Source organism: Streptomyces sp. Ru72, from assembly GCF_002920635.1.
In the GTDB taxonomy this organism is placed as follows: Bacteria; Actinomycetota; Actinomycetes; order Streptomycetales; family Streptomycetaceae; genus Streptomyces.
The window spans coordinates 80,303-90,683 of record NZ_PQSR01000023.1; the positions used below are offsets into that span (position 1 = coordinate 80,303).

Annotated in this window: 7 protein-coding genes and 1 pseudogene; 5 read left to right on the plus strand and 3 right to left on the minus strand. The window is 68.7% G+C overall.

The genetic code is table 11. The features are described 5' to 3' along the window. Positions 1–204 precede the first annotated feature (204 nt). From C3488_RS40495 to C3488_RS14200, 5 genes are all read left to right on the plus strand, one after another. Positions 205–372 (plus strand): hypothetical protein, encoded by a 168-nt coding sequence (locus C3488_RS40495; protein ID WP_181139013.1) that lies wholly within the window; start codon positions 205–207, stop codon positions 370–372. A 120-nt stretch (positions 373–492) separates the two neighbouring features. Then, a complete protein-coding gene (locus tag C3488_RS14185) occupies positions 493–2,544 on the plus strand; it encodes a family 43 glycosylhydrolase (protein ID WP_103839753.1) in 2,052 nt (683 codons plus the stop codon). A gap of 157 nt (positions 2,545–2,701) precedes the next feature. Next, positions 2,702–5,011, plus strand: a complete 2,310-nt coding sequence (locus tag C3488_RS14190) for a beta-L-arabinofuranosidase domain-containing protein (protein WP_103839754.1) — start codon at positions 2,702–2,704, stop codon at positions 5,009–5,011. Between the two features lie 94 nt (positions 5,012–5,105). Next, positions 5,106–6,530 (plus strand): non-reducing end alpha-L-arabinofuranosidase family hydrolase, encoded by a 1,425-nt coding sequence (locus C3488_RS14195; RefSeq protein WP_103839755.1) that lies wholly within the window; start codon positions 5,106–5,108, stop codon positions 6,528–6,530. A 93-nt stretch (positions 6,531–6,623) separates the two neighbouring features. Continuing rightward, positions 6,624–8,270: an RICIN domain-containing protein gene (locus tag C3488_RS14200; protein ID WP_103839756.1), complete on the plus strand. Its 1,647-nt coding sequence runs from the start codon at positions 6,624–6,626 to the stop codon at positions 8,268–8,270. Positions 8,271–8,892: 622 nt separating this feature from the next. Here the strand turns inward: C3488_RS14200 and C3488_RS14210 are convergent. The 3 genes and pseudogenes from C3488_RS14210 to C3488_RS41545 all read right to left on the minus strand — a co-directional run bounded on the left by C3488_RS14210 (position 8,893) and on the right by C3488_RS41545 (position 10,337). Beyond that, positions 8,893–9,999 (minus strand): ricin-type beta-trefoil lectin domain protein, encoded by a 1,107-nt coding sequence (locus C3488_RS14210; protein ID WP_103839757.1) that lies wholly within the window; start codon positions 9,997–9,999, stop codon positions 8,893–8,895. 126 nt (positions 10,000–10,125) lie between these two features. Next, positions 10,126–10,251: pseudogene (locus C3488_RS14215) on the minus strand (Beta-galactosidase C-terminal domain); the annotation flags it as partial. After that, positions 10,227–10,337 (minus strand): beta-galactosidase, encoded by a 111-nt coding sequence (locus tag C3488_RS41545; RefSeq protein ID WP_258053419.1) that lies wholly within the window; start codon positions 10,335–10,337, stop codon positions 10,227–10,229. The pseudogene C3488_RS14215 and the gene C3488_RS41545, both read right to left, overlap by 25 nt. Positions 10,338–10,381 lie beyond the last annotated feature (44 nt).

Sequence of the window (10,381 nt, forward strand, 5' to 3'; positions counted from 1 at the left end):
TCGCGGGTTCTCCCCCTGAAGGGACGCCCTCGAGCCCGAGTCGTGGGGCGTGCGACTTCGCTCCCGCGAACGAGGGAAGCGGTTTCCCGCTGCTGTAGGCGCCGAATCCCCTGGACGTAGGAGTGAGCCCATGTCGTCAGGAAGACCGTCCGTCGCACGCTGCTGGGTGCCGCGGGCGCCGCTGTGGCCGCGACCGCGCTGCCCGTGATCCCCGCGTTGTCGCCTCTGTCGGCAAAGGCGGCCGCCGCGGCCCCCCAGACCCACCTGGAAACCCTGGTGAACATGCGGCTCGGCATGTTCAACCACTTCAGCCTGGGCACGTTCGCCAACCAGGAGTGGGCTGCCCCGAACCGGGACCCCGGCGCCGTCTGACGATCCCGACGACGAGCGACGCCTTCACCGACGCGACGGCCGCCCATCCATGCGACCGCTGTATGCGTGGCCGTCGCGGCTTGGCAGAACACGCCTCAGGACCCTGACAAAGGACGGTTCGTGGACATCACCAGACGACAGCTCGGCCGGCTTGGCGCGGTGGGCGCCGGGGCGCTCGTGTTGCCGGGTCTGCTGCCAGCCGCCAGGGCGGCGGCAGCCTCACCTCCGGCGGGTACGTGGGGCGACCAGGGCGACGGCACCTACGTCAACCCCATCCTCCCGGGCGACTTCAGCGACTGGGACTGCATCCGGGTCGGCGCCGACTACTACGGCATCACCAGTACGTTCGGGTACTCGCCCGGCGTGGCCGTCCTGCACTCGAAGGACCTGGTCAACTGGCGGACGCTCGGCGGTGCGGTCGACGATGTCACCCGTATCGGACCGGAGTTGAACTGGGACCGGATGAACCGCTACGGCCGTGGTGTGTGGGCCGGGGCCATCCGCTACCACGCGGGGCGGTACTGGGTGTACTTCAACACGCCCGACGAGGGCTTCTTCATGACGTCGGCCCCGTCGCCGACCGGGCCCTGGGAGCCGTTGACGGCAGTGTGGCGGACCTCCGGCTGGGACGACCCGTGCCCGTTCTGGGACGACGACGGACAGGGCTACCTGGTCACCACGCACTACTCGGACGGCTACAAGATCCATCTGTTCAAGCTGTCCGAGGACGGGAAGTCACTGGTCGGCCCGTCCACGGTCATCCACCAGTCACCGGGCAGCGAGGCCAACAAGCTGTACAAGATCAACGGCCTCTACTACCACCTGTACAGCGAGGTGAGGTCCGAGGGCCGGGTGCTGATGATGAACCGCGGCACCAGCCTCTACGGCCCGTTCGAGACCCGGCAGTTGGAGCATGTCAACGTCTCTGTGGACCGCGAGCCCAACCAGGGCGGGCTGGTGCAGGCCCCGGACGGCGCCTGGTACTTCGTGACCCATCACGGCCACGGCGCCTGGGAGGGGCGGCCGCTGTCCCTGCTACCGGTGACCTGGGTGGACGGCTGGCCGATCCTGGGCCAGGTGGGCGCGGACGGCATCGGCACCATGGTGTGGACGGGCCAGGTGCCCGCCGGCGGCACGCCCGGTGCGCCCGCCGACGCGCTGCCCGCCGTGGTGACCAGCGACTTGTTCACCGACACCCGCCTGAGGCCGCAGTGGGAGTGGTACTACCAGCCCCGCGCGGACCACTGGTCGCTGACCGAACGCCCCGGCTACCTGCGGCTGAAGGCGTTCGCACCGCTGGCGGCCGACAATCTGACCAAGGTCGGCAACACCCTCACCCAACGGGTGCTGCGCACCGCGGGCGGCGCGACGGTGACCGTCCGCCTCGAACTGGCCGGCCTCGCCGACGGCCAGCACGCCGGGCTGTGCCACTACGCGTCCACCTACGCGGGGTTGGGTGTCCGGCGCTCCGGGACCACCACCACGATCGCGCACAATGCCGGCGGCAGCCTGACCTACGGGCCGGTGATCACGCAGAACGCCGTGTGGCTGCGCACCTCGTGGGACGTGGGCGGGGTCAGCCAGTTCTCCTACAGCCTCGACGGCAGCGCGTTCACCTCCTTCGGCGGCGCCTACCAGCTCACCTGGGGCGGTTACCGCGGTGACCGGGTCGGCATCTACACCTACAACCCGAACGGCACCGGCTACGTCGACGTGGACTCGGTGCAGTACACCATCGCACCCACCAGGGCCTATCGGTGCGTCAGCGTGCGCAGCGGCAAGGTCGCCGACGTCTACCGCGCGTCGCAGGCGGACGGAGCCGCCGTGATCCAATGGCCCGACACCGGACAGCCGAACCAGCACTGGGCCTTCCAGTCCACAGCGGACGGCTACCACATCATCACCTGCGTCGGCAGCGGCAAGGTGCTCGACGTGGCGGGGTCCTCGACGGCGGACGGCGCGCGGGTCGTGCAGGCGACCGCAGACGGCAGGGCGAGCCAGCAGTGGCAGCTGCGCCCACAGACCGGCGGCGCATTCGTCCTGGTCAACCGCAACAGCGGCAAGGTGCTCGACGTCAGCGGAGGCAGTACGGCCGACGGCGTCGCGCTGATCCAGTACCGCGACGTCGGAAGCTCCAACCAGCGATGGACCTTCCGGCACGTCACCGGCTAGGGACGTCGAAGGGGCCTTGCGCGCTCGAGCAGGGACCCCCATCGCCGGGTCGTGCGGCGTCAGACCACGCGACGAAGACGTGACGGCTGCACCCGACCGCTGTGAGCCGACACACCAACGACCAAGCAATCACTCTGTCGCCATCGAAAGGTGCAAGATGTCTTCCTTCGTCAGCAGACGGCGCCTCCTGCAAGCGGCCGGGGCCACCGCCGCAGCCTCTGCCACCGGATCCTTCATGGGCGTGTCTGCCGCCCACGCGGCCGTCCCTCCCTCAAGGGCCGACATCGGAGTCTTTGCGCACCCCTTCGAACTCGGCCAAGTCCGGCTCACCGCGAGCCGATGGCTGGACAACCAGAACCGTACGCAGAACTACCTGCGGTTCGTCGACGTCGACCGGCTGCTGTACAACTTCCGTGCCAACCACCGGCTGTCCACCAACGGCGCCGCTGCCACCGGCGGCTGGGACGCGCCGACGTTCCCCTTCCGCACCCACGTCCAAGGGCACTTCCTCACGGCGTGGGCACAGCTGTACGCCGTGACCGGGGACACCACGTGCCGGGACAAGGCCACATATATGGTGGCTGAGTTGGCCAAATGCCAAGCCAACAACAGCGCCGCCGGTTTCAGCGCCGGGTACCTCTCCGGCTACCCCGAGTCCGACTTCACCGCTCTCGAGCAGCGGACCCTGAACAACGGCAACGTGCCGTACTACACCATCCACAAGACCCTCGCCGGTCTGCTGGACGTATGGCGCCACATCGGCAGCACACAAGCCCGGGACGTGCTGCTCGCCCTGGCGGGATGGGTCGACTGGCGCACCGGCCGGCTGAGCGGCCAGCAGATGCAGACCATGCTGCAAACCGAGTTCGGAGGCATGAACACCGTGCTGACCGATCTCTACCAGCAGACAGGCGACGCGCGGTGGCTCACCGTCGCCCAACGGTTCGACCACGCCGCGGTGTTCGACCCCCTGGCGTCGGGCCAGGACCAGCTGGGCGGACTGCACGCCAACACCCAGGTACCCAAGTGGATCGGGGCCGCCCGGGAGTACAAGGCCACCGGTACCACCCGCTACCGGGACATCGCCAACAACGCCTGGAACTTCACCGTCAACGCGCACACCTACGCCATCGGCGGCAACAGCCAGGCGGAGCACTTCCGCGCCCCGAACGCCATCGCCGGCTACCTGAACAAGGACACGTGCGAAAGCTGCAACACCATCAACATGCTCACCCTCACCCGGGAGCTGTTCGCGCTGGACCCGAACCGGGCCGCGCTGTTCGACTACTACGAGAGGGCGTGGCTGAACCAGATCATCGGCCAGCAGAACCCGGCCGACGACCACGGCCACGTCACCTACTTCACCCCGCTCAACCCGGGAGGCCGGCGTGGTGTGGGCCCGGCGTGGGGCGGCGGCACCTGGAGCACCGACTACGGCACCTTCTGGTGCTGCCAGGGCACGGGCATGGAGATGCACACCAGGCTGATGGACTCGATCTACTTCCGCAGTGACAACACCCTGATCGTGAACCTGTTCGTGCCCTCGGTGCTCAACTGGTCGGAGCGCGGAATCACGGTCACCCAGACCACCTCGTACCCCGTCAGCGACACCACGACCCTGCAGGTCACCGGCAACGTCAGCGGCACCTGGGCGATGCGCATCCGCATCCCGGGCTGGACGACCGGGGCCACCGTCAGCGTCAACGGCGTCGCGCAGAACATCACCACCACCCCCGGCAGCTACGCCACCCTGAGCCGCTCGTGGACCTCCGGCGACACCGTCACCGTCCGCCTGCCCATGCGGCTCGGCATCCGACCGGCCAACGACAACGCGAACGTCGCCGCGATCACCTACGGCCCGGTGGTCCTGGCTGGCAACTACGGTGACTCCTCGCTCAGTTCCCTTCCGTCGCTGACCACGTCCTCGATCACCCGGACCAGCGGCAGTTCGCTCGCCTTCACCGCCACCGCCAACGGCTCCACCGTCAGCCTGGGCCCGTTCCACGACGCGCACGGCTTCAACTACACCGTCTACTGGAACACCACCGGCAATACCGTCCGTCTCGCCAACGTGGGCAGCGGTCTCGTGCTGGGCATCCAGAACATGTCCACGGCCGACGGTGGCCGCGCTCTGCAGTGGACCGACTCGGGCACCGCCGACCACAACTGGCAAATGATCACCGACGGAAGCGCGGTCCGCTTCCGCAACGCCAACAGCGGCAAGGTGCTCGGCGTCCTGAACATGTCCACAGCGGACGGCGCGACCGTCCTGCAGTGGTCGGACAACGGCACCGCCGACCACAAGTGGACGCTGCTCGACCAGGGAGACGGGACCTACAAGATCCGCAACGTGAACAGCGGCAAGTTGCTCGCCATCGCGAACAACTCCACCGCCGTGGGCGCGTTCGCGGTCCAGGACGCGGACGACGGCACCGCCGACAATCGGTGGCGCATCTTGCCGAACTAGGTCTTTCGCGAACTCGATCGTCTCCGTCCTCCCTTTTGCTCGACCTTCCGACCATCGTTCGGCATACCGAACGCTCCAGAATCACGAGGTCCCCATGCGCAGACCACCTTTCAGCCGCAGACATCCGTCTGCGGTGCTCGCCGCCGCGATCGCGGCCCTGGCCGCGGTGGCGGCGATGCTCGTCGCCAGTCCGGCTGCTCAGGCGGCCACCACCGGCGCCTTGAAGGGTGTCGGCTCCGGCCGGTGTCTCGACGTGCCGGGCGCCAGCCAGACCGACGGCACGAACCTGCAGATCTGGGACTGCCACGGCGGGACCAACCAGCAGTGGACGCTGACGGACGGCAACCAGCTGACCGTCTACGGCAACAAGTGCCTGGACGTCCCGGGCCACGCCACCACGGCCGGTACCCGGCCGGTGATCTGGTCCTGCAACGGCGGTACGAACCAGCAGTGGCGGGTGAACGCCGACGGCACGGTCGTCGCCGTGGAGTCCGGGCTGTGCCTGGACGTCTCGGGCGGCGCCACGGCCAACGGCACGGCGGTGCAGCTCTGGAACTGCACCGGCGCCGGCAACCAGAAGTGGACCGGCCTGTCCGGCACGACCAACTCCTGTGCTCTTCCGTCGACATACAAGTGGACCTCGACCGGTCCGCTGGCGCAGCCGGCGAACGGATGGTACTCGCTGAAGGACTTCACCACCACGACGTACAACGGCAAGCACCTGGTCTACGCGACGTACTCCGACGGCAACTGGCACTCGATGGGCTTCGCTCCCTTCACGAACTGGTCGGACATGGCGTCGGCCCCCCAGACCGGCATGAGCCAGTCCGCGGTGGCGCCCAAACTGTTCTACTTCGCGCCCAAGAACATCTGGGTGCTGGCCTCAAACGGATGGGGTACCAACTGGCCCTTCGTCTACCGCACGTCGAGCGACCCGACCAACCCCAACGGCTGGTCCGCGGCGCAGCCGCTGTTCACCGGCAGCCTCCCCGTCGGCGGCCCGATCGACCCGACCCTGATCGCCGACGGCCAGAACATGTACCTGTTCTTCGCCAACGACAAGGGCGGCATCTTCAAGTCGACCATGCCGATCGGGAACTTCCCGAGCAGCTTCGGCTCGTCGTACACGACGGTCATGAGCGACACGGAGAAGAACCTGTTCGAGGCGCCGGAGGTCTACAAGGTCCAGGGCCAGAACCAGTACCTCATGATCGTCGAGGCTCGCGGTGTGAATGAGGACCGCTTCTTCCGCTCGTTCACGGCCACCAGCCTCGACGGTCCGTGGACCCCGCAGGCCGCCACCGAGTCCAACCCCTTCGCGGGCAAGGCCAACAGCGGTGCCACCTGGACCAACAGCATCAGCCACGGTGACCTGGTCCGCAACAACCCCGACCAGACCATGACCATCGACGCCTGCAACCTGCAGTTCCTCTACCAGGGCCTGGACCCCAACACACCGCAGGGCACCCCCTACCAGAACCTGCCGTACCGGCCGGGCCTCCTCACCCTGCAGCGCTGACCCGCGCGCACCCGACCACAAGCTGGTGACCGTGCCCGACAGGCACGGTCACCAGCGGCTTCCGCTTTGTCTCCCCCCAGGAAGGAATCCTGCATGGCTCTCCTGCACAGACGACTGCTGCGTCTCCTCACAGCCACCGCGCTCACGCTCTCCGCCTGTGTCACCGCCTCCGCCGGCACGACCGCCCAGGCTGCACCGGGCAGCCCCGCGCTCACCCCGCCGTTGGGCTGGAACAGCTGGAACAGCTTCGGATGCGGTGTCGACGAGACACAGGTCCGCCAGGCCGCCGACGCGATGGTGTCCTCGGGCATGAAGGACGCGGGCTACCAGTACGTCGTCGTCGACGACTGCTGGTTCGACCCGCAGCGTGACAGCGCGGGCAACCTGCGGGCCAACGCGACCAAGTTCCCCAGCGGCATGAAGGCGCTCGGGGACTACATCCACAGCAAGGGCCTGAAGTTCGGCATCTACGAGGCACCCAACGAGAAGACGTGCGCGCAGGGCGTGGGCACCTACCCCGGCTCCACCGGCAGCAAGGGCCACGAGGTCCAGGACGCCAACACGTTCGCCTCCTGGGGCGTGGACTACCTCAAGTACGACTGGTGTTCCGGCAGCGGCACCCTGGCCGATCAGGTCGCGCAGTTCACCACCATGCGCGACGCCCTGCGCGCCACCGGCCGCCCGATCGTCTACAGCATCAACCCCAACAGCTTCCACCCCATCACCGGCGCCACCTACAACTGGGGTCAGGTCGCCGACCTGTGGCGGACGACCGAGGACCTGCTCGACATCTGGCAGAACGGCAACACCAACAGCTACCCGATGGGCGTCGGCAACGTCCTCGACATCGACGCGCCGCTGGCCGCCCAGTCGGGTCCGGGCCACTGGAACGATCCCGACATGCTGGTCGTCGGCCGTCCCGGTCTATCGCTGACCGAGTCCCGCTCCCACTTCGCCCTGTGGGCACTGCTCTCGGCCCCCCTCATCGCGGGCAACGACATCCGCACCATGTCCGCCGACGTGAGCGCGATCCTGCGCAACCCCCGCCTGCTGGCGGTGAACCAGGACAAGCTGGGCGCAGGCGGGCGCCGGGTCCGCGACGACGGCGACACCGAGGTGTACGCCAAGCCCCTGTCCGACGGCTCGGTCGCGGTCGGCCTGTTCAACCGGGGCAGCGGCACCGCGACCATCAGCGCCACGGCCGCGCAGGTCGGCCTCACCGGCGGGCCGTTCACCCTCACCGACCTGTGGACCGGCGGCACGTCGACCACCTCCGGGCAGATCTCGGCGAGCGTCCCCGCGCACGGGGTCGCCGTGTTCAAGGTGACCGGCGGCAGCCCGCTGGCCTCGACCACCGCACGCCTGCGCGGTACCGGGTCCGGCCGCTGCCTGGACGTGGACGGCGCCTCCACCGCGGCCGGGGCGAAGACGCTGATCTGGGACTGCCACAGCGCCGCCAACCAGCTGTGGACCACGTGGGCCGGAGGCGAGATCCGGGTCTACGGCGACAAGTGCCTGGACGCCTCCAACCAGGGCACCACCAACGGCACGCCGGTCATCATCTGGCCCTGCAACGGCCAGGACAACCAGAAGTGGACCACTCAGGCCGACGGGTCGATCCGCAACGTCCGCGCCGGGCTGTGCCTCGACGTCAACGGGGCCGGCACCGCCAACGGGACTCCGGTCATCCTGTGGACCTGCAACGGCCAGAACAACCAGAAGTGGACCACGCTCCCGTAACCCGCCACCCCTGCCCGCGCAGGGAGATTCCCGATCGGTAGAGGGCAGTCCCACGGCAGCAGGCCGAGCTGCGGGGACTGCCCTCCTGCACCGGTACCGGGACTTCCAGCCCATCGTCGCAGGCACCGGCCAGGCACTCCGCGCCTGACGCGGAGATCCTGCTGGGCGGCAACGGCAACACCGGCAACGTCACCGTCGACCTCAACTGCCTCGGCACCACGTCTGTGGTGGAGAACAGCCGGGTGCGCGCGATCGTCCAGCGCGTACCGAACAGCGGCGACGGTGCGGTGACGGGGTCGGTGACGGTCTCCGACCAGGCTCTGACCGGTCAGCGGCAACTCGGCCTCGGTGTGCGTGCCGTGGACGAATGCCGCCGACGGCTGCACGGTCACCGTGCTCTTGCCGTCCGACACCACCGTCTCCCCGGCCGCGGTGGTACAGCACAGCGGTCAGTGCCCCCTGGTCGAGCGCGCCGAGATCGGACTCTGCGACAGCCGTACGACGTTTGTCCTCGCTGCCCTGCCACGTATGAGCCGGCCACAGCGGGGGCCGTCCCCGTTGGTGCCCGGCACCGATGGTCTCCCGGGACCGGAGCCCGAAGGGGCGGTCCCGGGAGTGGGGGTCATCCGGCGGTCAGAGTGGTCCACTTCTGGTTGGAGCCGCCGTTGCAGTCCCACAGCACGAGCTGCGTGCCGTCGGTCGTGGAGGAGCCGGGATCGTCGAGGCAGCGGCCGGAGGCGGGGTTGCGGTAGCCGCCGTTGTAGGGCTGCCAGATCTGGTTGGCGCCGCCGTGGCAGGCCCAGATCTGCACCTTGGTGCCGTTGGCGGTGGCCCCGCCGGCGGCGTCCAGGCACTTGCCCATGGAGCGCAGGGTGCCGTCGGTGTAGAGCGACCAGAGCTGGTTGGCAGCGCCGTTGCAGCTCCAGATCTGGACGGCGGTCCCGTCGGCGGTGCCGGCGCCGCTGACGTCCATGCACTTGCCGGCGATGCCGGACTGCACGGGTGCGGGGGCGGGTGCGGGGTTCCTCAGCCACCCGGCGCTGTCCGCGGACTGGATGCCACGGTGGAAGGCGTCGGCCATCTTCTGGTAGCCCGAGTCGTTGGGGTGCAGTGCGTCGGCCAGGTCGGCCGTGGTCAGGCTGCTCATGTCGACGTAGGCGACGTGCTTGCCCGCGGCCTGTGCGTCGCTCACGATCTGGGGGATGGCCTGGTTGTACGCGGCCCGGTACTGCTCCTCCGAGCCGCTGGTGGACACGACCAGGGAGGCCACGAGGACGGTTGCGTCGGGGACGTCGGCGGTGATCTGGTTGACCAGCGACCTCAGCCGGGCGGTGGCCGTGGAGACCTGGTAGGACTGGTTGAGGTCGTTGGTACCGATGTGCAGCGTGACGACGTTGGGCCGGTAGCGGGTCAGCGAGGCGTCGGCGAGTGCGGCGATCTGGTCGATGCGGTATCCGGAGTGGCCTTCGTTGTCGGGGTCGGACATCGAACCGTTCCGTCCCGTGCCGACGAAGTCCAGCGGATGGCCGTCCGCCGCAAGCTCGTTCCACAGCGGACCCCGGTACCCGTTACCCGTACTGCTTCCCACCCCCCAGGTGATCGAGTCACCCAACGGCATGACCCGCAAGGGCGTGTTGGAGGCAGCGGAGGCAGGGGTCACACCTGCCGCCGTCACCCCGAGCGCGGCGGCGACAAGCGTGACCAGGGATAGAATCCAGGACTTTCTCATGAAGTCTCCTCTCTTTTACGAATGATCACTGGATCAGCGGGGCTGATCGACGCCCGGCCGTACCAGGGTGTGACGCGTGACGACGCCTCTCTCGGCTTCCGGCTCTCCGAACACCAGGGCGCCTGGTCATGGCTGGAGCACCGCCACGCCGTAGCGGCCGAGGGTCACCCCGTCGGTGACGGTCCCCGCTGTCAGCAGGTCGTGGCGGGTGCCGGGCACCTCGACGGTCACCGGCTCGCGGCCGTGGTCCACTGGAAGCAGCAGACGGCATCGGTGCCCCGGGTCACGGCCTGCAGGGACCACAGCCGGTTGAGGCCATGGGGCTTGGGGCGGTTCACGCCCGCCAGGTGACCGGCCCGGCCACCTGCTTCATGACCATCGG

Coding starts and splice junctions, on each gene's coding strand:
- C3488_RS14195 (WP_103839755.1), top strand. CDS start 5,106: ATGCGCAGACCACCTTTCAGCCGCAGACATCCGTCTGCGGTGCTCGCC.
- C3488_RS14210 (WP_103839757.1), bottom strand. CDS start 9,999: ATGAGAAAGTCCTGGATTCTATCCCTGGTCACGCTTGTCGCCGCCGCG.
- C3488_RS14200 (WP_103839756.1), top strand. CDS start 6,624: ATGGCTCTCCTGCACAGACGACTGCTGCGTCTCCTCACAGCCACCGCG.
- C3488_RS14190 (WP_103839754.1), top strand. CDS start 2,702: ATGTCTTCCTTCGTCAGCAGACGGCGCCTCCTGCAAGCGGCCGGGGCC.